Below are 24,953 nucleotides of genomic sequence, written 5' to 3' on the forward strand. Positions count from 1 at the left end.
GACGTCGACCCCTAGGAGAGACCATGTACACCAAGGACGGCGAGAAGTACTTCATCGTCGATGCGCACATCGCGCTCTGGGACGCCCGGGAGGCGAACCTCCGCAACGTCCACGGGAAGCAGTTCATCGACTGCTTCTACGACTACCACCGCAACCTCTCGCCGGAGAGCGAGGTGTGGTCGTACGACGAGTACCTCTACTACGGCACCGAGCGCCTCATGAAGGACCTCTTCGAGGACGGCTACGTCGACCACGCCATCTTCCAGCCGGCACTCCTCGGCGAGTTCTACAACAACGGCTTCGGGCAGACGGAGGAAGCCTTCGCGCTCGCGCAGACGCATCCCGACAAGCTCACCTACAACCACTGCTTCGACCCCCGCAACGGTGAGCAGGGCCTCGACGACCTCCGGCGCGACCACGAGAAGATGAAGTTCAAGGGCGTCAAGCTCTACACGGCCGAGTGGCACGGCGAGTCCCGCGGGTGGAAGCTGACCGACCCATGGACGTACCGGTACCTCGAGGAGTGCGAGCGCCTCGGCATCACGAACATCCACATCCACAAGGGCCCCACGATCCGTCCGCTCGACCGCGACGCCTTCGACGTCGCCGACATCGACCACGTCGCGACGGACTTCCAGGGGCTCAACTTCGTCGTCGAGCACGTGGGCCTGCCGCGCCTGGAGGACTACTGCTGGATCGCCACCCAGGAGCCCAACGTCTACGGCGGGCTCGCGGTCGCGATGCCGTTCATGCACACCAGGCCGCGGTACTTCGCACAGATCATGGGTGAGCTCCTCTACTGGGTCGGCGAGGACCGCCTCTTCTTCTCCAGCGACTACGCGATCTGGACCCCCAAGTGGCTCGTCGAGGCCTTCGTCGACTTCCAGATCCCCGAGGACATGACGGAGTACGCCCCGCTCACGGTGGAGGCGAAGAAGAAGATCCTCGGCCTCAACGCGGCGAAGATGTACGGCATCGAGGTGCCGGCCGAGCTGCGCCTGCCGGAGGAGGACGCCGCGCCGGCGACGGGTCCGCGGGATCCGGCGGCCGCGGACGTCGCCGACTCCCCGCTGGCGACGGTGTGACGCCGTGGCCGCGGTCCTTCCCGAGCGACGACTCACTGTGACGGAGGACGACGTCCGGCACGCGCTGGATGCCGTCCTGGACCCAGAGCTCGACGAGCCGATCACCCACCTGGGCTTCGTCCACTCCATCGCGATCGAGGGCGCGGACAGCCCAGCTGCGCCAACCACCGTCACGGTGCACCTGCGCCTGCCCACCTCGTTCTGCTCGCCCAACTTCGCCTACCTCATGTGCGCCGACAGCAAGGACGCCCTGGGCGAGGTGCCCGGCGTGGGCCGGGTGGTCGTCGAGCTCGACGACCACCACGACTCCGCACTCATCAACGCCGGTCTGGCCGCCGACGCCGGCTACCTCGGCACCTTCGGGCACGAGGCCGAGCGCGACCTCGACGAGCTCCGGATGACGTTCCGGCGCAAGGCCCACACCGCGGCGATGGAACGGTGCCTGACCGCGCTGTTCCGGGGGAACCCCGACCTCCCCGAGGAGGCCCTCGGAAAGGTGAGGCTCGCGGACCTGCCCACCGGACGGCATACCGAGGCGCTGCTGCGCCGCCGTGCCGTCCTGGGCCTGCCGACCACCCCGGACGCGCCGGTCCTCGTCGACCACGAGGGCCGCGGCTACGAGCCCGTCGAGGTGCCGATGGCGCTGCGTCGAGCCCGGGCGACCCGGATCTCCATCGACGGCAACGCCCACTTCTGCCGCGGCCTGCTGCGGACCCGGTACGAAGGCGCCGGCGCCGCCCAGGCGCCCCGGCTCGACGGGGCCGAACCCGCCGACCACCACCACCTCCTCCCACTCTCCGCCCTCCCCTTCCCCGCCAAGGAGCACCAGTCATGAGCACGATGCGCGCCGTCCAGGTCGTGGGCTACCACGACAACCTCAAGATGGCAGAGGTGCCGACCCCCCAGGTCTCCGAACCCTGGGACGTCGTGGTGAAGATCGGCGGAGCCGGGGTGTGCCGGACCGACCTGCACATCCTCGAGGGGCAGTGGGCCGAGAAGTCGCAGGTCCGGCTGCCCTACACGATCGGGCACGAGAACGCCGGCTGGGTGCACGCCGTCGGCTCGGCCGTTACCAACGTCAAGGTGGGGGACAAGGTGATCCTCCACCCGCTCATCACCTGCGGGCTGTGCCGGGCGTGCCGTTCCGGTGACGACGTCCACTGCGCCAACAGCGCGTTCCCGGGCATCGACACCAACGGCGGGTATGCCGAGTACATCCTGACGTCCGCCCGTTCCGTCGTGCGGATCGACGACTCACTCGAACCCGCGGACGTCGCGGCGCTCGCCGACGCCGGCCTCACGGCATACCACGCGGCCGCGAAGGCGGCCCGCAGGCTCACCCCTCGGGACACGTGCGTGGTCATCGGTGCCGGGGGCCTGGGACACATCGGGATCCAGGTGCTCAAGGCGCTCACCCCGGCGCGGCTCGTCGTCGTCGACCGGAACCCTGCCGCGCTCGAGCTCGCAACCGCCATCGGCGCCCACATCGGCGTGCTGGGTGACGAGCACCAGGTCGACGCGGTGCTCGACCTCACCGAGGGGCTCGGCGCCGAGGTCGTCGTGGACTTCGTCGGTGAGAACGGATCGACGAGCAAGGGCATCGCCATGACGCGCGCCGCCGGGGACTACCACGTCGTCGGGTACGGCGAGAACGTCGACGTCCCCACCATCGACCTCATCTCCAGCGAGAAGAACGTCATCGGGAACCTCGTCGGGTCCTACAACGACCTGCAGGACCTCATGGCGCTCGCCGCGACGGGTGCCGTCACCCTGCACACGCAGAAGTACGCCCTTGACGACTTCCAGCAGGCCATCACCGACCTCGACACCGGCAACGTCCGGGGTCGCGCCATCCTCGTGCCCTGAGCGGCACTTCTCGAGCGCCCTCTCGGACAAAGGAGTCCACCATGAAGAACTACCTCGGCGTCGGCCTCTCCATCGGCACCCTTGCCGCTCTCTGGACCCAGGTCTCGGTGTGGACCGGTCTCATCACCTGGGTCGGGTTCGTCGCCTGGGCGACCTACTTCGCCGCCGGGACGGGAGCCACCGGGCTGAGCAGGGGACTGCTCGCCAACCTGTCCGGTGTCGTCTACGGCTGGCTCGCCGTCGGCTTCCTCGGCCTCGCGACGTTCCCCGGGGCCCTCGCCGTCGGCGTCGGCGTCATCGCACTGTTCATGTGCCTGCAGGCGGGTTTCGGCCCGTTGTCCTTCATCCCCGGTGCCTTCGTGGGAGCGGCGTCCTTCTTCGGAACCGAATCCGCGTTCTGGCCCACCGTGACCGCCCTGGTCATCGGGGCCGGTCTCGGCTGGCTCTCCGGCGCACTCGGGGCGAGGATCCAGTCGGGGCTGGTCAAGCAGCAGCCGACAGCCGAGGCGAGCCCGGCCTGACGCCATCGATCCGGTGCGTGGGTGGCCTCCAGACGTGGCGGCCACCCACGGACACTGCCACCGCCATGGTGCGCGCAGGACAACCCGCCCACGTCACCCCCCGCTCACGTCACCCCCACCACCTGACCAGTCCGTCACCCAGGAGGCACCCGTGATCCTCATCGTCGTCAAGTTCCCCATTCGCCCCGACCGGCAGGACGAGTGGGAGCAGCTGTCCGGCTACTACTCCAAGGCGGTCAACGCCGAGCCCGGCTGCGTCTTCTTCGAGTTCTCCCGCAGCGTCGAGGACGCGCAGACCTATGTCTGCATCGAGGGGTTCGCCGATGAGGCCGCCGGCGGGGAGCACATGCGGCAGGAGCACGTCGCGCGCTTCATGGCGGAGATGCCGGACATCGTGTCCGCCCAACCACAGATCATCTACGTCGACGCCGAGGACGTGGCCGGCTTCGGTCCGATGGGGGAGATCACCCCGCGCCAGTCCTGACCCGAGACCGGGTGAGAGCCACGCGCGTGGCCGACGCGGCGCCCCCTCGACGTGCAGAGTCGCCCTGGTTGGTGCAGGTCCGAACCCGTGTCGCCCACGCAAGGGCAGGCACCTCTAGGTCGCCAGGGAGCCGGCGAAGATCTGCCAGGCGAGAGCCGACTTCGCGACCAGGCTCAACACCAGGTACGCCTTCTCACCGAAGGCGTAGCTGCGCCAGCGCCCGACCTGGCGGTACTGGAGCCACTGGTTGAGCGCGAAGCTGTTGAAGAACAGGAACAGCGACACGAAGATGCCGACCACGAAGCCGGGGACCTCCTCGGCGGCCACCAGGTTGTAGGCGATCGCCACCCACGGCGCGGCGCCCGCGATGCACCCGAACCAGAACGGCTTCATCGTCAGCGTCGAGCGCCCCGGAGGGTTCGCGGACTCCTGCAGCCAGCCGAAGAGGATCATGGCCACGTTGGCGCCGACGATGCCGATCAGGGCGGAGATCCCGTCGATCCCGGTGTACAAGGCGATCAGCACCACCATGGTCGTTGCGCTGAAGGAGTACTCCACCCAGCGCAGTCGGTTGATCCCTGCACGCAGGTCGTCCTCATAGGTGTGGCGAAGGGCCGTGGCGCACAACAGGTGGTCGAGGGCCGCGAGCGCGAGGAACACCGCCACCGCTGCGCCCACGGGGAGGTCGAACAGCGGTTCGGGGGAGCCGGGCTTGGAGCCGGGCGGTCCGGTGGGAAGGGAACGAGTCACCGTCACCGCGAAGTCCGTCGCGAGCACGAGGATGGCGATGGCCTGTCCGAGGTGCAGCACGGTGAGGCCGGTGTTCCAGCGGCGCAGGGACCCCAGGCTGCGCTCGCCGACACCCTCCGCGGTCATGGTGGTGCTGCTCATGGCTCCATCATGGGTCGCGACGGGCGAGAGGGTGGGTGATGTGCGCACTTTCGCTCGGCTCGCCTCTCTCTTCAGGGTCGGGTCTGAGGCAAAGGGACAGGGATCCACCGGAGGTCGGTGGTCCGCTGACCATGCCTATCGGGCGCAGCCTTGACGTTCTCGGTGAGCAGCTCCGGTTGGGCAGGGCGGGGCGGTGCAGGGCGTGAGGTCGGGCTTCACCGACCGCTCAGCCCGCGGTCACCGACGGACCCGTGCTCAGCGTGTGTCGCGGCTGTCGACCAGGACCGGCATGACGACCAGTGCCGGCTCCGCCGAGAAGCGACGGAACAGAGCCGGAGCGGCAGGCGGTTCCGAGGCTGCACGCATGGCATCGAGCGCCGCCTGGTCTCGCCACAGCGAATGAATGGCCCAGTGTCCCTCGCCGTCGCCGAGCAGCTGCGTCTCGAGCAGTCCGTCCGGGAGGCCGCCGGCGAGCAAGGTTCGAAAGGCGCCGACCAGCTCCTGGGCCTGACCCTGGTCGACGTCCGCTGTCACGATGGTCCGGATGCTCATGACCTTCAGGGTCCCTGAGGACCCACTGGTCCACCAGACCCACCCGCGTCTTGGGTCGCCGATGGGCGGATGGGCGGCCATGGGCAGACAGGCTCAGTGATGCGTCGCTGCACGAGCCTCAGTCAACTTCTGCTGTCGGGCCAGCTGGTCGTCGAGCCGCTGGTAGCCGAACCACCAGTGGGCGGCCAGACCGATCACCATGCCAGCAACTGCGGGTCGCCACAACGAAGTGCTGCTCAGCTCGGTGCCACAACGACGCGACGGAAACGGCCCCGGGTGACTAAGAATCATCTGTCGAGGGGCCCCTCGGGTCGATGGGGGTGATGACACCCAGGGCCGCCTCGATGGCGGCCGCCGCGTCGAGGCAGAGGTCTTCACGGTACGCCGGCCCGATCACCTGGACGGCCTGGGGGAGGCCATCCATCACCCCGACCGGTACCGCCACTGCGGGAAGTCCCAGAGCATTGACGGCCATGGTCATGCGCATGCTGCGGATCGTCTTGGCCACCTGACCCTCGTCCAGATCCGTGCCGGCAACCGACGGCATCTCGGTCGCGACGGGGGCCACGATCAGGGGATGTGTCTGCTGGAAGTGGCCCCAGTCGCGCAGGACGGCGCGCCTGGTCATGAACGCCAGCTCTGCAGCGGTGTCGTCCGGTTCGCCGGCGACCTCGAAGAAGTCTGCCAGGAAGCGGCGGGTGGGCGCTGGTGCGACTGGTTGCAGCACCCGCTCATAGCCTTTGCGTGAGCCCGGAGTGCTGAGCATGACCATCAGCGCGTCAGCGGCGGAGTCGATCCCGGGCGGTTCGACCTCGTCGACGACATAGCCCGCTTCAGCCAGGGCGTCGGCTGCCTTGCGCACGCCCGCTTGCACCTGCATGGCGGTTCCCGAGCCGCCGGGGTTGGTGACCAGGGCGACATGGGTTGGCTTGGCGAGCCGGGGCCCATCCAATGGCACCGGTACGGCCCACGGGTCGCGCCAGGTGGGCCCCGCGATGATCGAGAGCGCAGCCTGGAGGTCGACGACGTGCCGGGCCATCGGGCCGGTCACGCTGGTCAGCTGCACGCCTATGGTGGTCGTCTCGTCGGCTTCGATCGAGCTGGCCGTGGGGACGCGTCCGAGGGTCGGTTTCAGGGCGGCGACCCCGCAGCACTGTGCCGGGTGGCGGAGCGAGCCGAGGCCGTCGGTGCCAAGTCCCAACGGGCTCATGCCGCTTGCGATCGCGGCAGCCTCCCCAGCGCTGGAGGCACCGGGCGTCCGTGACCGGTCCCACGGGTTGAGGGTGGCGCCCCAGAGCTCGCTCTCACAGTGCCATCGGATCGCGCCGGTGGGCATGTTGGTGCGACCGAGCGGGATGGCTCCCGCTGCCTTGAGTCGCTCGACGGTGGGAGCGTCGCGGGCCGGGTAGGCATGCGCCAGCGCCTTGGAACCCTGCGTGGTGGGGGTGCCGGCGACGTCGATGATCTCCTTGACCGTGAACGGCACTCCGGCAAGGCGCCCGAGCTCTGCGCCGGCGGCCACCGCCTCGTCCACGACGATGGCGGCTGCGAGTGCCTCGTCGGCCAGGACGGTGACGACGGCGTTCACGTGCGGGTTGACGTCCTCGATTCGGCGCAGGTGTGCCTCGATGACCTCCCGGCTGGTGACCTGCCCGGTGCTGACGAGCTGAGCAAGCTCTGTGGCGCCCAGCTGCCAGAGCTCACCACTGGCGCCGGTCATCGGGTCACCGTCGTGCGACCACGCGCGTGCCGCTTCTGTGCGGACAGCAACAGTCCGTCGAAGTGAACCGCTGCGACGCTGCCCGACGGGTCGCGACTGAAGACGACTCGGGCAGGGCCGATGCCGTAGGAGGTGAGGTCGACGTGGAACACGTCGGGGTCCTGGTCAGGGTGAAGCTCGAGACTTCGCCAGGGGGGTGGCAGGGGGCTGAGGGTTCTCAACACCAGGCGCCCCCGGCTCAACCGCACCTGGACCCCGCCGCCCATCAACGACCACGCCATCACGTCGGTGCGCTGCGCGCACGGGTGGTACCAGCCGCAGAGCTCTGCCCAGCGGGCTGGGCGTTGCGGTGCGTCGGTGGGGAGCCCGACGTCGCCGGCGTCGATGAGCGTCGCCAGGACATGCTGCATCTGGCCCAGGAGCCAGCTCCCGGCGGCGTGTGAGCCGTTGGTGATGGCCAGGACACCCACGTCGTCTTCCGGGGCAATGATGATCTGGGAGTTGAAGCCCGGGACGACGCCTTGGTGCTCCACGACAGGGTGGCCGTCGAGCTGACCGCGCCAGAACGCGAGTCCCATGCCGGGGATGCGCGGGTCCGGCTGGTAGTGCGGCGCGAACATCAGCGAGAGCGTCTCCGGCTGCAGGACCACGCCCTGATCGCCCGCACCCCCGGTGACGAGGGCGGTGACGTAGCGAGCCAGGTCCCGGGGTGTCGAGTAGAGGGCACCGGCTGCCGCGGTGATGCCCTGCCGGTCGGTGAGCGGCTTAGGTCCCGACCTGGTGAGGGTGTACCCGGTGGCCAGGCGCGGCTGCAACCGCTCGGCGCGCAGCAGGTCGGAGTCGCTCATGGCGAGCGGTTCGAAGACGTGCTCGGTGAGGTACTGGTGCAGCGGCATTCCGGTGACGTCTTCGACCACCTGCCCGATGGTGGCGAAGCCGTGGTCGGTGTAAGCCCACACGCTGCCGGGTTCGGCTGCGAGCCGCAGCTCGCCTCGGTAGAACTCGCTGAGGGTCGGCGGCTGATGCCCCAGCGGGACGGTCTCGCCGAACCAGCGGCTGCGAACCATTCGTGTTGGGTGCAGCCATTCCGGCACCCCGGCGGTGTGGGTCAACAGGTCGCGAAGGGTGGCGGGACGCCAGGACTGGTCCGCGGGTACCAGTTGGTAGGCACGCAGGTAGTCGTTGACCGGACGGTCCAGGTCGACCAGTCCTTGCTCCCACAGCTGCATGAGCGCGACCGCGGTGAAGGTCTTCGTGATCGACCCGACCCGGAAGACGGTATCCGGCGTGACCGGCGCCTGCTTCGCGATGTTGGCGGACCCGTGCACGGAGAACAGAGGGGACGTGCCGCGGCGGACGACCCCGACCACAAGGCCCACCGCCGGCCAACGGTTCAGCACCTTCGCGACGGCCTCGTCCAGGGAGGACTGGTCGAACCCACCCATCGTGACCTCCTGCCGACCAGCGGCATCGCCGGGTCCTGAAGTGACGTCGGTGCGCCGTTGACCTGGTTCCCACGGTTCGCCGCTGAGGAAGGGCGTGCACGAGGCGACTGGCCCCACCGGCACGGGACCAATGCCCCTGTCCCGGTGGTGCGTTTGCGGGCGGACAGTGGAGGAGTAGGTGGTCGACGTGGACAGACTGACAGCAGACGATCAGATCGTGCTCCTGGCCGACGACAGATGGCCCCAGGACGTCGGCCTGCTCGCCCTGTTGGACGGCGCCTCGCTGGTAGGTGACGACGGGCAGGTTGTGTTGGACGCGGTGCGCGCATGGATCGAGACCCGCCTGGACGCGGTCCCGCGACTGCGGCAAGTGCTGTGGGTTCCGACGCGTGTCGTGGGCAGACCCGTGTGGGTCGATGACGCCCAGTTCGACCTTCGCCACCACGTCCGCACTGCAACCGTCGCGCCGCCCGGCGACGAGGCCCAGCTCCTGGCGACTGTGGAACGGTTGCGGCGGTGCACTCTCGACAGGTCGAGGCCCTTGTGGGAGCTATGGCTTCTGGCCGGGCTGCCCGAGGACCGTGTCGGCTTGTTCGCCAGGGTCCACCATGTCGCGTGTGACGGTCTGGCCGGGATCACGACCTTCGGCAGCCTCTTGTCCACGGTCGCGCCGACGACTGGGCGGCCATGGGAACCGTCACCCCCGCCGACCCGCCGAGAGCTGATGACCGACAACCTACGGCGGACGGCGGACTTGCTTCGTCGCACCGCCACCCCGGCCATGCACCCCGCACGGACGGCTCGACGGGCTCGCGCCGCCTGGCCACCGATACACGATCTGTTCACTGGCGAACCAGGACCGCAGACCAGCCTGAACCGGCTCGTCGGGACCGGCCGCACCTTCGCGCTGGCCCGCGCCGAGCTCGACCTCGTCTACGGCACGGCCAGGGCGCACCACGCGACCATCAACGACGTGCTGCTGACCGCGGTCGCTGGTGGTGTTCGCGAGCTGTTGCGCCAGCGAGGAGAACCGGCTCACGATCTGATCCTGCCCATCTACGTGCCCGTGTCGCTGCGCGAGGACCGGCACGCCGAGCAGACGGGGAACCGGCTCAGCCAGATCGTCCTTCCGCTTCATCTCGACGCGGCCGCCCCGGGCACCAAGCTGGAGCAGATCGCCGCGGACACCCGCCGTCGCAAGGCGATGCCGCACCCGCCGCTGGGGTCAGTCTTCCGCGGCCGGTTGCTCGGCCACGCGATGCTGAGGCTAGTGGCCGGGAAGCGGGTCAACCTGACCAGCGCCGACCTGGTCGGGCCTCCGACTCCGCTGAGCCTTGGTGACGCACCGCTGCTCGAGATGTTTCCCCTGCTGAACCTCATCGGCAACGTGACGCTCGGCGTCTCCGCGATCTCCTACCGAGGGCAGCTGAACATGATGGCGGTGGGGGATGCCGACACCTACCCCGACCTGGATGTCTTTGCCCTCGGGTTCCGTCGAGAGCTGCACGCACTCACCCAGCCCGTGACGGCTGCCTCCTCGGGGGAGGCCGCGCGATGACGCCCAACGACCCCATCGGCGCCGCCACCTCCGCCCCGCTGCGCGCCGCCGAACTGGGCCGCGTCGTCTCCGACTGCCTGCGACGGTGGCCCTCGGCCGGGGTGGCAGTCGCCATCGTCGGGGACGGGAGCCCAGCCACGTACCTCTGCCAAGGCGTCTCCGACGTGCGCTCGGGAAGACCGGTGACCGAGCACTCGGTCTTCCGGATCGGGTCGCTGACAAAGACGGTCACGGCGGTCGCCGTGATGCAGTTGCACGAGCAGGGACTGATCGACCTCGACGCACCCGCGAACGACTACCTTCGCGGCTTCCAGCTCGTGCCCGCGCAGGAACACTTCGGGCCGGCCACGGTTCGGCACCTGTTGACGCACACTGCCGGCGTCGGGTACTGGCGGAGGCGATCGGACCTGCTGCTCCGCCCCGGCGCCGGCTCAGGCGTCACGGCTCGCTCCTTCGTGCCGCTCGCCGAGTACTACCAGGACGGCATACCGGTCGACGTCGAACCCGGAACCCGGTGGTCCTACAGCAACCACGGCTTCGCAGCCTTGGGGCAGATCGTCGAGGACGTCTCTGGTGAGCCGTTCGACCACTACCGTCGTGACCACGTGTTCAACCCACTCGGGATGCGCCACACCAGCCTCCTGCTGTCCGAGCAGCTGCGGCAGGAGCTTGCCACCGGGTACACACTCGCCCGTGGCGGACTGTCCGCTGTCGCGCATCGTGACGTGCCCACCCCCGGCGGCGGCGGGCTCTACTCGACGCCGGCCGACATGGCGCAGTACCTCACCGCGTTGCTGCACGGCGGCGCCAACGACCACGGGAGGGTTCTCGTCGCGGACACCGTCGCGACGATGTTCCGGCCGCACTTCCGGCCCGACCCTCGCATACCCGGTATGGCGCTCGCGTTCGAGCCGCACGCGGAGTCGGATCGGGTGCTCATCGGCAAGGGGGGCACCATCGCAGGCTTCCTCTCGGCCCTGGAACTGGCCGTCGAGGAACGCACCGGCGTCGTCGTCCTCACCAACACCGGTGGGCTGGACAACGTGGGCATCGCGGAGCCGCTCGCGGCCGCACTGACCCGCCGCCTCATCGGCCTGCCAGATGACCCGGTTCGACGCGATCTCGCGCCACATCCCGAGGTGTGGAGGGAGCTGCGTGGCCGGTACATACCCGACGCCGGACCCGTGACCAACCTGTTCATGCGACTCGGCATGGGCGCCGGACTGCAGGTTGCGGTACACCAACGACAGTTGCTGGTGAGGCCCCTCAACCCCCTCCCGGGTCGGCACGTTCCAATGCCGCTGGAGCCGGACGACCCTGCGGACCCACGGGTCTTCCGCGTCGAGTTCCCCGACTACGGCAAGACCTCGCAGGTGGTCTTCACCGGGGAGACACAGCCGCGCCTGCTGCTCGACGTCATCTCCTTCGCGAAGCGTCACCACGGCACACCTCAGGTCCTTCGGGAACTCAGGAGAGCAGCCTCCTCATCCGTTCGCCGGTGACACCGACCCGGCTTCCGCTCGCTGGGAGGAGCGGCATGCAGTCGGAGAAGCTGAAGACCGCCATCGAGCACGAGGTGGACACCCGTTCCGTCGGCCTCGGAGTCTGGCTGCACCGACGGACAGGCGGCAGGATCGCGCGTTTGTGGCGCCGGCGGACCATCGTGCTGACGACGATCGGGCGTCGCACCGGACGGCCCCGCACCGTGTTGGTCCAGGCGTTCCAGGACGGTCCCGACGTGTGTGTCGTGGCAGCCAACAGCGGGCTGTCGAAACCACCCGGCTGGTACTTCAACCTTCGCGCCGACCCACATGTCGTCGGTGAGCTCGATGGCCGACGGCTGCAGCTGCGCGCCGAACAGCTCAGCGACGCCGAAGCCGAACGGCTCTGGTCCGAACGCGTTCTCACCATTGCGCCCAACTACGGCAAGTACGAGCAACGGTCGGGCAGGATCCCGCCGGTCTTCCGGTTGGTCCCGCAGCAGTCGCCCTCAGGGCCGGCCGACGGCGGCAAGAGGGGGACGGACCGCAGGACGCTGCGACGTGCGCGTGGCCCGCTTCCGACCAGCCAGATCGCCGACGGGGTGTGGGCCATCGGGCCGTGGGGCTACACACGCACCGTCGTCTACCTCGTCCACTCCGGGACCGGCTGGACCCTGGTCGATGCCGGCTGGCCCGGAGACGGCCCGAGCGTCGAGGCGGCCGTCGCGACCATCCTCGGGATGCAGAAGCCGCACAGCATCGTGCTGACTCACGTCCACCCCGACCACGAAGGGGATTCCCGCAGGCTGGCTGAGCGATGGCGCTGCCCGGTCTGGGTCTCTCGGGCCGAGCTGCCCATCGCCCTGCGCGACTTCGAGCAGATGCGCGCGACCCCCATGCCGCTGGACCGGTGGCTGGTCCTCCCAGCCATGCAGCTCATAGGCAGGAAGCGTCGCCGGCTGATCTTCGCCGCTGCCACGTTGGCGCCAGTGGTCCGCGCCTTCGACCCTGCAACGGGAGTCCCGGACCTGCCCGAGTGGGTTGCCTGGTCCACGCCCGGGCACACCGTCGGCCACGTCTCCTTCTTCCGGCCACGTGACCGTGTGCTGCTCAGCGGTGACGCCATGGTGACGGCGCGGATCGACACGCTCCGACACCTGATCAGCCGGCGGCCCGGCCTGTCCGCCCCGCCCTGGTACACCACCGTGGATGCCGACGCCGCGTGCCGGTCGATTCTCCAGCTCGCCCACCTCGCCCCCCAGGTCCTGGGCAGCGGTCACGGATCGCCGATGACCGGCAGCAGCACCACTCAAGCCGTGGCTGACTTCGCCGAGCGGACGCGGCGGCAGAGGCGCGGCACCGGGACGTGGCGCAGGAGGCGCTGGACCTGAGGGAGGCGCTGGACCTGAGCCCGGGTGCGGCCTGAGCCAACGGGCGTCGGGGGCCCGAGCCGGAACTTCGCCTGCATCGCGCCTCCGTTCTCGAACAGCCGGGATCCGATGCTCGCTCTCTCACCTTCCGCGGGAGGAAGGGACCTAGGTCTCAGCTGACGGTGGTCCACGACGAGCGACCCACCGCGGGAAAGAGGCAGTGCGCCGACTCGCGGGCTTCGTAGGGCAGTTGTCGGGAGGGTCGGTTTCGGTCATGCTGCGCTGATGCCGGATAACGAGGATTTCAACCGCGAGCTCGCGGCCGCGGCGCGGGAGATGCAGGACGAGGACGGCAGCAGGCAAGCGATGGAGCGGGCGGTAGCGATCGCGACAAAGATCCTGCCCGGTTGCGATGCCGCCGGCGTGTGCGTGGTCTACCCGGGCCAGCGCGTGGACACCCATGCCACGAGCGACGATGTGCTTCGCCAGGTCGACTCACTGCAACACGAGCTCCAGGAGGGTCCGTGCCTCGACGCGTTGCGGCTGCAGGACACCGTTCAGAGCAGCGATTTGTCCACCGATGAGCGCTGGCCCCGATGGGGCCCTGAGGTCGTCCGTCGGCTGGGACTCTTCAGCATCGTCAGCTACCGCTTGTTCTCCACCGGCGACAATCTCGGCGCGTTGAACCTCTATGGCAAGGGAAAGGCGGCATTCACCACCGATGACGTCCACGACGGCATGGCTCTCGCGGCCCACGTCGGCGTGGCCCTGGCGGGCGCCCAGGAAGTTGAGAACCTGGAGAAGGCCCTTGCAGGCAGAACGGTGATCGGTCAAGCCACCGGCATGCTCATGGAGCGGTTTGACCTGTCGCCGGATCGCGCGTTCGGTGTCCTCAGCAGGCTGTCGCAGCACAGGAACCTTAAACTTCGTCAACTGGCCGAGCAGATCGTGCACACCCGGGAAGTACCGAAGGGGTAGCCCGCTCCGCACCGTGCCAGGGACGGTGCGCCACGGCCTGAGCCCCCTGAGTTCTTCCAGTTCTGACGCGTCGTGGAGGACCCGCAGACCTGTGGAGGACCCGCAGACCTACGGCAGCGTCGAGGGCTTCGCCGACGAGGCCGGTGGCGCCGGCGCGCGTACGGTACGGGAATGGACAGCCCGGCGACGAGCAGTGGCCGGGACCGGCCGTACGTCGTCCTGCACGTGGCCATCACCCTTGATGGCTCGACTGCCGGATTCGTGCCTGACGTGAGTCGCTTCTACGAGTTGGCCGCGGTGTGGCACGAGGACGTCACCCTGGCGGGGGCGGACACGATCCTGGCCCAGGAGTCCGCGCTGGTCGCCGCGGAGCTGCCGGGGCCCGCACCTGACGGACCAAGGCTGGTGGTCATCGACGGGCGTGGGAGGGTCAGCGCGTGGGAGGCGCTGCGCGACGCCGGCTACTGGTCTGAGGTGGTCGCGGTACACGCCGACACCACGCCACCCCGTCGCCACGGGCTTTTCGAGATCGTCACGGGCGCCGACCGGGTGGACCTCGGTGCGGCGTTGCAGGCGTTGCACCAGCGCTACGGGGCGCGCGTCGTGCGCGTGGACAGCGGTGGCGCACTCAACGGCGCTCTGCTCGCCAGAGGACTGGTCGACGAGGTCAGCCTCCTGGTCCACCCGTCCCTCGCGGCGGCCGCCGACAGGCGCCCCTGGCATGGCGGCGGACCCGCCAGGGGGAGCCGCCTGACACTGGTGGCAGCGGAGACCCTCCCGGGCGGACTGGTCTGGTTGCGCCACCGCACATCGCCTGAGGCGCCTTCGACGTGAGGTGGCATCCCATCCGGCAACGCGACTATGGAGCGGCGAGGAGCGATGCCGGGGAGTTGGCGAATCGCGTGCCGGTTTTCCACGTGGTCGGCAGCGACGTGAGCGACGTGTGGGCGCTGGTCTGAGCTGGCCCGCCGGTGCCGCCCGGCAGGTCGCGGAACGTGAGCGTCCCTGCCTTGCGGGGCGCCAGCACCGCAAGCCAGTAGTCGGTTCCGGCGGTCACAGGGGCGGCGGGGACGGTGATGGTGTTCCACGCCCCGCCTTGCGGTGTGGCGATGGTTCCTGTGGTGAGCAGGGTGCCCGGGTCACCGGAGCTGGTGTTCGTGTACAGGCCCACGGTCACGCTCGTCGCCGCACTCGTGCTGTCCAGGTAGACGCTCACCTTCCCAGCAGCCCCGGTGCCGACGGCTGTGTATCGGAACGCTTCGGCCATTCCGGCTGGATTCGAGTCCGCAGCTGGCTGCACCTGCTGACTTCCTACGAGGATCGGGCTGAAGACCCACGCAGCCCCCATGGCGTTGTTGTCGCGGCTCCCGCCGACGAGCAGGGTCTTGCCGTCGGCCGACAGCGACACGCTCCCGAGCTGGCCCTGGCCGGACTCGTCGCTGGCCGTGAGCTTTCCGCCGTGCTGTAGCCAACCGGCGCCGGACCGGCCGAACGTCCAGGCGGCCCCCACGAAGCTGTCGTCGAACGGGGCTCCGATCGCAGCCGTCGTGCCGTCTGCGGACAGGGCGACACTCGCGCCGAAGTAGCGGTAGCCGGTGGGCCCGGCGGGAGTGAGCTTGGGGCCCTGCTGGACCCAGTTGGCACCGGACCGCGCGAAGCCCCACACGGCACCGGCACCGGTGTCGTCGAACGGGCCGCCGATCAGCGCAGTGCCGCCGTCCGCCGAAAGCGCCACACTCGAACCGAACTCGCTGCGGTTCAGGGTTTCATCGGTGGGCGTGAACTTGGGGCCGAGCTGGGTCCATTTGCCACCCGAACGGGTGAAGACCCATGCCGCCCCCATGAAGCCGTTGTCCCTGGTGCCGCCGAGGAGTGCGACGTCGCCGTCCGCCGACAGCGCAACGCTCGCCAGTCCAGCACCACCCGCCTCCTCGGTACGCGTCTCGTCGCTGGCGGTGAGCTTCGGTCCTTGCTGAGTCCAGGTCCCACCCGAGCGGGTGAAGATCCACGCGGCGCCGGAGTAGTTGTTGTCGAACAGGGCCACGACCGCCGCCGTGCCCCCATCCGCCGACAACGCGACGTTGGCACCGAAGGCACCAGCGCCGGCTTCGTCGTTCGCGGTGACCTTTGCGGCCTGCTTCCAGGTCCCGCCCGAGCGCGTGAACACCCACGCGGCTCCTGAACCGCTGTCACCGTAGCCTCCGACGAGGGCGGTGTTGCCGTCCGCAGAGAGAGACACCGAGGTGCCGAATCGGGCTTGACCGACCACATTGCTCGGCGTGAGCTTGGACCCCTGCTGAGCCCAGACTCCTCCTGCGCGGGTGAACACCCAGGCAGCCCCTCCGCCAGAGCTGTCGCCTGAACCGCCGACCAGCGCGGTGTTGCCGTCCGCGGACACCGACACACTTCCACCGAACTCGCCCGGTCCACTCTCGTCGCCGGCGGTGAGCTTGGGGCCCTGCTGGACGAACAGCCCGCTCCGGGCGGTTGACGCGGCGAGAGGTGCAGACTCGAAGGCATCAGCAGAGGCTGCAGCCGAAAGGCCAGCGACACAGACGCACATCGCACCGGCGATGCCGTGCGTGAGCCTGCTTCGCAAGGGCTTGGCACACTTCGTGCGCACCGAGGAGATCGAACGAGCGCGCATCAGGGTCCCCCTCCAAGCGCAAGTGTTCAGGTGCGTTCGAGGCTAGGGGCAACGTTCGACCACGGTCCTCGGCCGCAAGGCGTACTCAGGGCACCGACTCGTCGCACGTCCGCAACCGGATCTGTCGCTGGCCGTTGACCATCCCCTCGGACCCTCGGACCCTCGGACCCTCGGACCCTCGGACCCTCGGACCCTCGGACCCTCGGACCCTCGGACCCTCGGACCCTCGGACCCTCGGACCCTCGGACCCGCGGCCGGCTGCCCAGACCGCGTCACGCTGCCCAAGGAGGCGTCTCGGGTCGTGCCAACCTGCGGGTCTTGGTGCGCGTCTAGGGGGCATGAACCTGGCGATCCCTCGTGTGATGGGAGCGGCTGCATCAGCCGTCCTCCTCGCTGGCTGCGGGACGGGCGCGGCCCCGAGGTCCCACTCTGCTGCAACGGCACCTCCCACCAGTTCGACGTCGCGGATGATCACCTCAGGAAGTCCGTCGTCGGCGCGACCCTCCACCTCGGGCCATTCCCTCACGCCTTGTGGGGTGCCCTTCCTCCGCGCGTCGACCGCGACCGTGGAGGGCGCCGCGGGCTCGCGGTACCTCACCATCCGCCTGACCAACGGGAGCAGCTCTTCCTGCCACATGGTCGGATACCCGGGGGTGTCCATCGTCGCCCGGGACCGCCGCAGCCAGGTCGGAGCTGCCGCGAACCGCGACACGTCCGCCCGGCCCGTCGGCGTCACGCTTCCGCCGCACGGCAGCACCACCTTCGTTCTGAGAGTCACACAGGCGCTCAACTATCCCGCCACGACCTGCCAGCCGGTGGACGCCTACGGCTACCGGATCTACCCGCCCGGCAGCAGGACCGCCCTGTTGCTTGCCGACCCGGACCTCACGGGTTGTGCCAAGCCTGCGGTGCGGCTCATGGTGGTGCGGCCCGTCGGGATCCCGGCCCTCTGAGCCGGGTGGAACGGGACCAGGGTCGTCGGCCACTGCCCATGGCGAGTCGTGCCAGCGGAAGGCGGATGGGCGGTCTCGCGTAAGGCGTCCGAGTCCACGGCGCGACCGGCGTAGTCTCGTTGGTGTCGCTTCTCAGGCCCGCCGGGGTCTGTGACTGAGTTGAGGTCGTCCACCATGGATATCGTCAGTGCCACACCCGCTCCCGCGACACCGTCGACGCTGGCCGAGCTGGCAGGGGAGATCCGCGCGGCACGCGAGGACGTCGACGCCAGGCGCCTGGCACCCGTGGACTGGCCCAGCCTCCTTGCGGCCCGCCAGGCGTTGCTGGGCGCCATGGAGGTGTATGCCCGTGAGCTGACCGCTCGAGGGCTGCCGGTCCCTCGCCAGCTGCGCGACGACCTTCGCCTGCAGCGCGGCATAGGGCACCCCCAGGCCACTGGTTGGCATCATCACGACCGACCCCGGTGACCAACGCGCGGGGAGCCTCTGCCCGCGAGGGCCTCTTCGCGTACCTGGCCTGCAGCGGCGTCACCACCCCTACGTGGTGTCAGGGGAAGGGCTCCACACCCCCGCGTGAGTCGGGCGAGGCACGGCCCGGCGGCCGGCGGCGGAGCGGCGGGGGGAATGGTCCGCCCGGGACCGGGGTTGACGTTGGTCGTGACTGACGCGCCCGACCCCCGCCGCTGGAAGGCCCTTGGCGTCTGCCTCGTCGCCGGCTTCATGACCCTGCTCGACGTCAGCATCGTCAACGTGGCGCTGCCGTCGATCCGGGAGGGGATCGGGGCCTCGACCAGCGAGCTGCAGTGGGTGGTCTCGGGGTACGCGCTGGCCTTCGGGCTGGTGCTCGTCCCGGCCGGTCGACTCGGTGACGCCCGCGGGCGCCGGACGATGTTCATCGTCGGCGTGGCGCTGTTCACGCTGAGCAGCTTGGCCGCGGGCCTGGCTCCGACCGCGTTCCTCCTCGTCGTCGCACGGCTGGTGCAGGGCCTGGGCGGCGGGATCCTGAACCCGCAGGTGTCCGGGCTCATCCAGGAGCTCTTCCGTGGTCGCGAGAGGGGCAGGGCCTTCGGGATGCTGGGCGCGGTGATCGGCATCTCGACCGCCGTGGGACCGGTGCTCGGCGGGCTGATCATCCGCCTGCTCGGCGTCGAGACGGGCTGGCGCTGGATCTTCTTCGTCAACATCCCCATCGGCATCGCCGCCATCGCGTTGTCGCTGCGCCTGCTGCCCGGTGGCCCGCGAGAGGAGACGCCGACGCGCCGCGACCTCGACCTCGTCGGTGTGGGCCTCCTCGGCGCAGGTGTGCTCGCCGTGCTCCTGCCCCTCGTGGAGCAGCAGGAGTGGAGAGGTGACGCCAAGTGGGCGCTGCTCGCGGGCGGCGTGATGCTCCTGGCGGTGTTCGTGCTGTGGGAACGCCGGTATGCCGCGCGCGGGCACGCGGCGCTGGTGGACCTCTCGCTCTTCGCCCTACCGAGCTACAGCGCGGGCTCGGCGCTGGCCATGGCCTATTTCTCCGGCTTCACCGGGATCTTCTTCGTGCTGACCCTGTACTTCCAGGGCGGGCTTGGCTATTCGCCCCTGCTCGCGGGTCTCGCCGTCACGCCCTTCGCCGCGGGCTCGGCGGTCGCCGCGGCCCTCGGTGGCCGCGTCGTGACCACCGCCGGCAGGCCGCTGGTCGTCGGCGGCCTCGTCGCGGTCGTCCTCGGGCTGGTCCTCACAGACGTTGCGCTCGCCCTCCACGGGGACAGCCGCAGCGCTGGTTGGTGGACAGCCCTGCCGCTCCTGGTGGGCGGGCTCGGCAGCGGACTGGTCATCTCGCCGAACCAGACGTTGACCCTCACCGAGGTGCCGGTCGCCCGGGCAGGGACCGCCGGTGGCGTCCTGCAGACAGGGCAACGCATGGGCACGGCGGTCGGCATCGCCGTGGTCGGCTCCACCTACTTCGGGGCGCTGAGCAGCAGCCGGGGCGACTACGGCCAGGCGGCCAGCCAGGGCCTGCGCGCCGCCGTGGCGCTGACCACCGTGGCCCTGCTCATCGGGGTCGCAGACGTCGTGCGGAGCCGCCGCTCCTCCCGCGGGTCGTCCGCCCGCGCCGCCGCCGGCCACCAACCGGCTCACGAGGGTCATGCCGACGCCACCTCGCAGGGCGACGGCGAAGGTGCCTCGACACCGTCGCGGGTCGGTGGAGAGACCTGATCGGAAGCACCCCCAGCAAGGGCAACATCAGGAGCTGCTGCGGCCGTCCGGCCCGACGCGCTGATGGTCGCCGAACCCGTGGGAGGCCCAGCTGCCGTCGGCATGCACCAGCACCACGGCCAACGCTGCGGCCGCGGCCACCATGGTCACGAACCAGAGGCCACGCGCCCACCGGCCCGGCACGGCCTGGCCGGCGGCCGAGCCACGCATCACGGTCGTCCGCAGGGCAGGGATGATCCGCCCGAGCAGGTGCAGACCCACGGCTCCGGCCCACACCGCGAAGAACCCCTGGTGGACCGTCACCCAGTCCACCCGGAAGCCGAGCAGCATGGCCACGCTCTGGCGGGCCACCGCTTCTCCCAGCAGCACCAGCGCGACCCCCGTCGCGAGCAGCCCGAGAGTCGAGACCACGACGAGCGGCCCGAGCAGACGCATGAACAGCGGCGGAGCTCCGGCCTCCCGGTACGGCCTGCGACCGAGGTAGTAGCTGGCCATCCTCCACGTGGTGCTCGCTGTCTTCATCGTCGCCGGAGGGATCAGCAGCGCCCCGAGCGCGACGTGCCACGAGATCAGGCCGCGCACGTCGAAGAGCGTCAGCAGCTCGCCGATCGAGAGTGCCAACAGCACCAGCGCGGTCCAGGCGGTCAGCAGGGCGTTGCCAGCCGGGCCGCCGCTGCTGGGGAGGACGGGGTTCTCCCGCACCTCTCGTCCGCTGGCCTCGGCCAGCGTGTCCGCGACGGCCCGCCTCAGAGCGCTCTCGGGCTTGGCCGTCAAGGATCGCACGGACCGAGCATGGCACGCGGGGCGGTCTGTCACATGTTGGCGGCGTCGAGCGTGGTGCCCGGAGGCCGGTCCTGTAGCCCTCGCTGGTGTAGGTGGCGCCGCTCACCAGGTCGATGTTCGCCGACTGCGCCTTCAGCGCCTCCTGGCGCTCGGAGAACTGAGACAGCCGGGACGTTGGCCTCTTCTTCGTGCCTCCCAGCGCGCTTGTCATGAGATAGGGGCGACGAACCAGTTGGGCGTCGCCACCGCGTCCCCGACAAGTTCGCGTCCTCGACTTGGTGCAGGCCCGCATTCGTGACGGGCGCCCTTCGCAGCGACCGTTCACGAGGCTGATGCACCTCTGAACCGTGCGAGATGGTCTTGGGAGAGCCATGACGACCGCCCGTGTGGGACAAGCTCCCTGGCGCCGAATCGGCTCGCTCGACGCGAAGTGCCCTGGAGGTCACGATGTTACGAGCCGTTCACCATCGGGTTGTCGCGTTCGTTGCTGGGATGGCAGTCGTCCTTCTGTCGTTCGTGGGCCTGCCGGCGGCCCATGCGGCCAATGTCGAGATCGCCGTTGACGGCGGTCAGACGCTCCAGACGATCTCGGCGCTGGGCGCCGACATCAACCCCCACTCCTGGGACAACGGCAAGCTCAAACCAGTCCTCGACCTGCTCATCGACCAAGCGGGCATGAAGACCTTCCGCGTCGGGATGGACATGATCGACTGGGAGTCCACCAACGACAATGCCGACCCCAACACCTTCAACTGGGACTACTACAACCCCATCTACTCCGGCCAGACCAGCTTCGACACCAAGTACGCCGGCTCCAACTTCGCCGACACCTGGAACGTCATCGACTACCTCCACCAGCGGGGAGTCCCCGACAGCGCCATCGAGCTCAGCTTCATGGGCCCCGGGCCGTCGTGGATGGGCGGCAGCTCACTGGCATCCGGCCAGGAGGACGAGTTCGTCGAGGAGGTCCTGTCGGCCGCCTACTACGGCTACAGCCATGGTCACGCGTTCGGCCTGTTCAGCCCCAACAACGAGCCGGACATCAGCGCCAACGAAGGCGTCACCATGAGCGACACCCGGTACGCCGACATCCTGAACCGCCTGGCCGGCAGGATGGACACACTGGGCATGGGTGGCGTGAAGCTGCTCGGTCCGGAGACGTGCTGCACCGTCGGCTACGCCAGCCCCATGAAGAACTTCCCCGCGCTCCTGGCCAAGCTCGCCCACTTCGACTTCCACAACTACAACGGCGATGACAACGGCGCAGCTGGTGCGGTGGCCGGAACGGGCAAGGACTTCTGGATCAGCGAGTACGCCAACTGGAACCAGACCTTCGCGTACCTGGACCAGGGCGCTTCCGGGCTTCAGATGTGGGAGGCCTACGACAGCGTCTACAACCACGCCGTCGTCAACGGCAAGGGAAGCGACCCGGGTAACGACTCCCTGCCGTACGGCAACACACCGCTCATCGCCTACAACAAGACCACCGGGGTCTACACCCCGCGCAACGAGTTCTACTACTTCGGGCAGCTCTTCCGGTGGGTCCCCATCGGCGCGCAGCGGATCCACGCCAGCTCCGGCAACAGCAACGTCAAGATCAAGGCCTTCCGGGACGCGCCCACCACCCGTCTCACCCTGGTGGGGGAGAACACCTCCGGGAGCGCCCAGACGCTGACCATCGCGCTGAGCAACCTCGCCACCCCGCCCGCCTTCCAGTACTACCAGAGCAACTCCAGCAGCCACATGGCCCAGGGAGCCGATGTGCCGGTGAGCGGCGGCTCCGCCACCGTCACGGTGCCGGCCAACACCACCTTCACGCTCACCGGCCTGGGCGTGCCCGACGAGGCGGCGCCCACCGCACCCCGTGACCTCAGCGCGACCGGCGCCATGGGTACGGCCAACCTCGCCTGGAGCGCATCCACCGACAACGTCGGCGTGACCCGGTACAACGTCTACCGGTCCACGACCTCGGGCTTCACTCCCGGTGACGCCACCAGGGTCGGGCAGTCGAGCACCACCTCGTTCACCGACGCGGGACTGTCCGCAGGCACGTACTACTACGTGGTGACCGCCCAGGATGCGGTCGGCAACACGAGTCCACCCTCGAACGAGGCGTCCGCCACCGTGACTGCCGACACGACCGCACCCGCGGTCTCGGTCACGGCGCCCGGCAACGGCACCACCGTCTCAGGCACCGTCAACGTCACTGCCTCCGCTTCCGACAACGTCGGCGTGGCCGGCGTGCAGCTGAAGCTGGACGGCACGAACCTCGGCTCCGAGGTCACCACCACGCCCTACACGACCACGTGGGACACCACCAAGGCCTCGAACGGCAGCCACCTCCTCACCGCCGTGGCGCGGGATGCTGCCGGGAACACCACCACGTCGAGCGCCGTCGCCGTCACGGTGTCGAACGCCGTCACGGGAACGCAGCTGCTCGGCCTCAACACCATCCAGGGTTCGGCGGACAGCGACGCTGCCGGCGAAGCCGAGGCCTTCAGGTCCACCGCCACCGCAAGCGGCCAGGCCGGCAGCCTGACCCTCTACGTCGACTCCGGCTCGGGCGCGACCACCCTCAAGGTGGGTGTCTACTCCGATACCAGTGGCAGGCCGGGCACACTGCTGGCCTCGGGCTCCCTGAGCGCCCCTCGCTCGGCCGCCTGGAACACGGTCGTCCTGAGCCCCAACCCGACGCTCAGCTCTGGCACCCCGTACTGGGTCGCTCTGCTCGGCACCGGCGGCCAGATCAACTACCGGGACACCTCCACGGGCTCCTGCTCGCAGTCCAACGCCACCACCGGCCTGTCGAACCTGCCATCCACCTGGTCGCCCGGCACGACGTGGCCGACGTGCAACCTGTCGGCCTACGTCTCGGCGACGGCGCCCGACACCACGGTGCCCACTGCCAGCATCACGAGCCCGGCCGACAACGCCACCGTCTCCGGACAGCTCACCGTCGACGTCTCCGCCAGCGACGACGTGGGCATCAGCAAGGTCGAGCTCTATGTCGACGGCACCCTCACCAGCACCCGGACGGCGAGCCCGTACACCTTCACGGTGGACACCACGAGGCTCACCAACGCGGCACACCAGCTGACGGCCAAGGCCTACGACGCGGCCGGCAACGTCGGCACCTCGGCCGCCGTCTCGGTCACGGTGCTCAACGGCACCCCCACCGACACGACTCCGCCGACGGCGCCCACCGGCCTGAGCCAGACCGGCGCGACCGCCACCACGGCCACCCTCAGCTGGATGCCCTCCACCGACGACGTGGGCGTGGCTGGGTACGGCTACTACGACGCTGGTTCCACCCCGCTCGGCACCACCACCAGCACCTCGCACACCTACACCGGTCTCACCTGCGGCACCACCTACCCCGTCGGTGTGGATGCCTACGACGCGGCCGGCAACCGGTCGGCGAAGGCCACGACCACCCTCAACTCCGCAGCCTGCGACACCCAGGCGCCGAGCGTCAGTCTCACCAGCCCGGCCGCTGGCGCCACCGTGTCGGGCACCATCTCCGTCGCCGCGTCCGCCACCGACAACGTCGGCGTGGCGGGGGTGCAGTTCCGTCTCGACGGCGCCACCCTCGGCGTCGAGGACACCACTGCGCCGTACACGGTGGCCTGGGACACCACCACCGCCACGGCTGGCAGCCACACCCTCACCGCCGTGGCCCGCGACGCCGCCGGCAACACCACCACGTCGAGCCCGGTCACCGTCACCGTCACCGGCTCGCAGCCGGTCACGCTCGACAAGCAGGTGACCACCCACCAGTCCACCAGGAGCACGCGCATCACCTCCCCGGCCCTCACGACGGCCGGCCCCAACGAGCTGCTCGTGGCCTTCATCTCCTCCGACGGCCCATCGCAGACCGGCGGTGAGACCTTCTCGTCGGTGACCGGCGGCGGCCTCAGCTGGACCCTGCGCAAGCGGGTCAACGCCAGCTTCGGCACCTCGGAGATCTGGACCGCGCCGGCCGCCACGGTGGCCAGGCGGATCACCGTGAGGGCCAACCGGTCGTCCGGCTCCTATGCCGGCTCCATCACCGTCGCGGCGTTCCGGAACGCGAGCCTCACGACCCCTGGTGCCACCGGGGGAGCCTCGGCTTCCTCCGGCGCGCCGACCGCCAGCCTCACCGCCACCAGGACCGGGGCGGTGGTCTGGGGTGTCGGGAACGACTGGGACAGGGCGGCCGCCCGTACCGTCGGCGCCGGCCAGACCCTCGTCGACCAGTTCCTCGCGACCGGCCCCGCCTGCACCTTCTGGGTCCAGAGGCTGAACTCGCCGGGCACCGCCGGCCAGACCATGACCGTCTCGGACACCGCCCCCACCACCGACCAGTGGAACCTCGCCACGATCGAGATCATCCCCGCCGGCTGAGCGAACCGGTGCTCAGCAGGGCTGTCGCGTCTCGCCGCCC

At 69.6% G+C, this 24,953-nt stretch carries 20 protein-coding genes; 14 read left to right on the forward strand and 6 right to left on the reverse strand.

Annotated features, from left to right (window positions below):
- The first annotated feature begins 23 nt into the window (after positions 1-23).
- The 5 genes from BMW78_RS04700 (at position 24) to BMW78_RS04720 (ending at position 3,956) form a co-directional block, all read left to right on the forward strand.
- The gene (locus tag BMW78_RS04700) at positions 24-1,085 is read left to right on the forward strand and encodes an amidohydrolase family protein (protein WP_091756927.1); all 1,062 of its coding nucleotides are present in this window, start codon (positions 24-26) and stop codon (positions 1,083-1,085) included.
- 37 nt (positions 1,086-1,122) lie between these two features.
- Positions 1,123-1,920: an iron-sulfur cluster assembly protein gene (locus BMW78_RS04705; protein WP_245735664.1), complete on the forward strand. Its 798-nt coding sequence runs from the start codon at positions 1,123-1,125 to the stop codon at positions 1,918-1,920.
- Complete coding sequence (locus BMW78_RS04710) at positions 1,917-2,951, forward strand: NAD(P)-dependent alcohol dehydrogenase (protein ID WP_218144227.1); 1,035 nt, start codon at positions 1,917-1,919, stop codon at positions 2,949-2,951. The genes BMW78_RS04705 and BMW78_RS04710 overlap by 4 nt, the downstream gene beginning before the upstream one ends.
- 41 nt (positions 2,952-2,992) lie before the next feature.
- The gene (locus tag BMW78_RS04715; RefSeq protein WP_091756930.1) at positions 2,993-3,472 is read left to right on the forward strand and encodes a DUF1097 domain-containing protein; all 480 of its coding nucleotides are present in this window, start codon (positions 2,993-2,995) and stop codon (positions 3,470-3,472) included.
- 151 nt (positions 3,473-3,623) lie between these two features.
- Positions 3,624-3,956 carry a putative quinol monooxygenase gene (locus BMW78_RS04720; protein WP_091756932.1) on the forward strand — a complete coding sequence of 111 codons (333 nt, stop codon included), beginning with the start codon at positions 3,624-3,626 and terminating at the stop codon, positions 3,954-3,956.
- 114 nt (positions 3,957-4,070) lie between these two features.
- Here the strand turns inward: BMW78_RS04720 and heR are convergent, their stop codons facing one another.
- The 4 genes from heR to BMW78_RS04740 all read right to left on the reverse strand — a co-directional run bounded on the left by heR (position 4,071) and on the right by BMW78_RS04740 (position 8,564).
- A complete protein-coding gene (gene heR, locus BMW78_RS04725; RefSeq protein WP_091756934.1) occupies positions 4,071-4,847 on the reverse strand; it encodes a heliorhodopsin HeR in 777 nt (258 codons plus the stop codon).
- Positions 4,848-5,102: 255 nt separating this feature from the next.
- Positions 5,103-5,399 (reverse strand): antibiotic biosynthesis monooxygenase, encoded by a 297-nt coding sequence (locus BMW78_RS04730; RefSeq protein ID WP_091756936.1) that lies wholly within the window; start codon positions 5,397-5,399, stop codon positions 5,103-5,105.
- Between the two features lie 280 nt (positions 5,400-5,679).
- On the reverse strand, positions 5,680-7,119 hold the full coding sequence (locus tag BMW78_RS04735) for an amidase (RefSeq protein ID WP_091756937.1): 1,440 nt from the start codon (positions 7,117-7,119) through the stop codon (positions 5,680-5,682).
- On the reverse strand, positions 7,116-8,564 hold the full coding sequence (locus BMW78_RS04740) for a serine hydrolase domain-containing protein (protein ID WP_091756939.1): 1,449 nt from the start codon (positions 8,562-8,564) through the stop codon (positions 7,116-7,118). The genes BMW78_RS04735 and BMW78_RS04740 overlap by 4 nt, the downstream gene beginning before the upstream one ends.
- 178 nt (positions 8,565-8,742) lie before the next feature.
- On the opposite strand from BMW78_RS04740, the gene BMW78_RS04745 reads away from it, so the two are divergent.
- The 5 genes from BMW78_RS04745 to BMW78_RS04765 all read left to right on the forward strand — a co-directional run bounded on the left by BMW78_RS04745 (position 8,743) and on the right by BMW78_RS04765 (position 14,785).
- Positions 8,743-10,122, forward strand: coding sequence for a wax ester/triacylglycerol synthase domain-containing protein (locus BMW78_RS04745; RefSeq protein WP_091756941.1), 1,380 nt, complete (start codon positions 8,743-8,745; stop codon positions 10,120-10,122).
- On the forward strand, positions 10,119-11,624 hold the full coding sequence (locus BMW78_RS04750; RefSeq protein ID WP_091756943.1) for a serine hydrolase domain-containing protein: 1,506 nt from the start codon (positions 10,119-10,121) through the stop codon (positions 11,622-11,624). Before BMW78_RS04745 ends, BMW78_RS04750 begins: the two co-directional genes overlap by 4 nt.
- A gap of 35 nt (positions 11,625-11,659) precedes the next feature.
- Positions 11,660-12,994: a nitroreductase/quinone reductase family protein gene (locus BMW78_RS04755; protein ID WP_091756945.1), complete on the forward strand. Its 1,335-nt coding sequence runs from the start codon at positions 11,660-11,662 to the stop codon at positions 12,992-12,994.
- Positions 12,995-13,258: 264 nt separating this feature from the next.
- Positions 13,259-13,951 (forward strand): GAF and ANTAR domain-containing protein, encoded by a 693-nt coding sequence (locus tag BMW78_RS04760; protein ID WP_091756947.1) that lies wholly within the window; start codon positions 13,259-13,261, stop codon positions 13,949-13,951.
- Positions 13,952-14,122: 171 nt separating this feature from the next.
- Positions 14,123-14,785 carry a RibD family protein gene (locus BMW78_RS04765; RefSeq protein WP_091756949.1) on the forward strand — a complete coding sequence of 221 codons (663 nt, stop codon included), beginning with the start codon at positions 14,123-14,125 and terminating at the stop codon, positions 14,783-14,785.
- Positions 14,786-14,810: 25 nt separating this feature from the next.
- On the opposite strand, the gene BMW78_RS04770 is transcribed toward BMW78_RS04765, so the two are convergent.
- Positions 14,811-16,598 carry an FG-GAP repeat protein gene (locus BMW78_RS04770; RefSeq protein WP_091756951.1) on the reverse strand — a complete coding sequence of 596 codons (1,788 nt, stop codon included), beginning with the start codon at positions 16,596-16,598 and terminating at the stop codon, positions 14,811-14,813.
- 536 nt (positions 16,599-17,134) lie between these two features.
- Between BMW78_RS04770 and BMW78_RS04775 the strand changes: the two genes are divergently transcribed.
- The 3 genes from BMW78_RS04775 to BMW78_RS04785 all read left to right on the forward strand — a co-directional run bounded on the left by BMW78_RS04775 (position 17,135) and on the right by BMW78_RS04785 (position 19,747).
- On the forward strand, positions 17,135-17,551 hold the full coding sequence (locus BMW78_RS04775; RefSeq protein WP_177180272.1) for a DUF4232 domain-containing protein: 417 nt from the start codon (positions 17,135-17,137) through the stop codon (positions 17,549-17,551).
- A gap of 174 nt (positions 17,552-17,725) precedes the next feature.
- Positions 17,726-18,019: a hypothetical protein gene (locus tag BMW78_RS04780; RefSeq protein ID WP_091756955.1), complete on the forward strand. Its 294-nt coding sequence runs from the start codon at positions 17,726-17,728 to the stop codon at positions 18,017-18,019.
- A 189-nt stretch (positions 18,020-18,208) separates the two neighbouring features.
- On the forward strand, positions 18,209-19,747 hold the full coding sequence (locus tag BMW78_RS04785) for an MFS transporter (protein WP_245735665.1): 1,539 nt from the start codon (positions 18,209-18,211) through the stop codon (positions 19,745-19,747).
- Between the two features lie 27 nt (positions 19,748-19,774).
- On the opposite strand, the gene BMW78_RS04790 is transcribed toward BMW78_RS04785, so the two are convergent.
- Positions 19,775-20,530 (reverse strand): hypothetical protein, encoded by a 756-nt coding sequence (locus BMW78_RS04790; protein WP_091756957.1) that lies wholly within the window; start codon positions 20,528-20,530, stop codon positions 19,775-19,777.
- A gap of 492 nt (positions 20,531-21,022) precedes the next feature.
- On the opposite strand from BMW78_RS04790, the gene BMW78_RS04795 reads away from it, so the two are divergent.
- The gene (locus BMW78_RS04795) at positions 21,023-24,913 is read left to right on the forward strand and encodes an Ig-like domain-containing protein (RefSeq protein ID WP_091756959.1); all 3,891 of its coding nucleotides are present in this window, start codon (positions 21,023-21,025) and stop codon (positions 24,911-24,913) included.
- Positions 24,914-24,953: the final 40 nt, after the last annotated feature.

This window comes from Pedococcus cremeus, from assembly GCF_900111375.1.
GTDB classification, from domain to species: Bacteria; Actinomycetota; Actinomycetes; order Actinomycetales; family Dermatophilaceae; genus Pedococcus_A; species Pedococcus_A cremeus.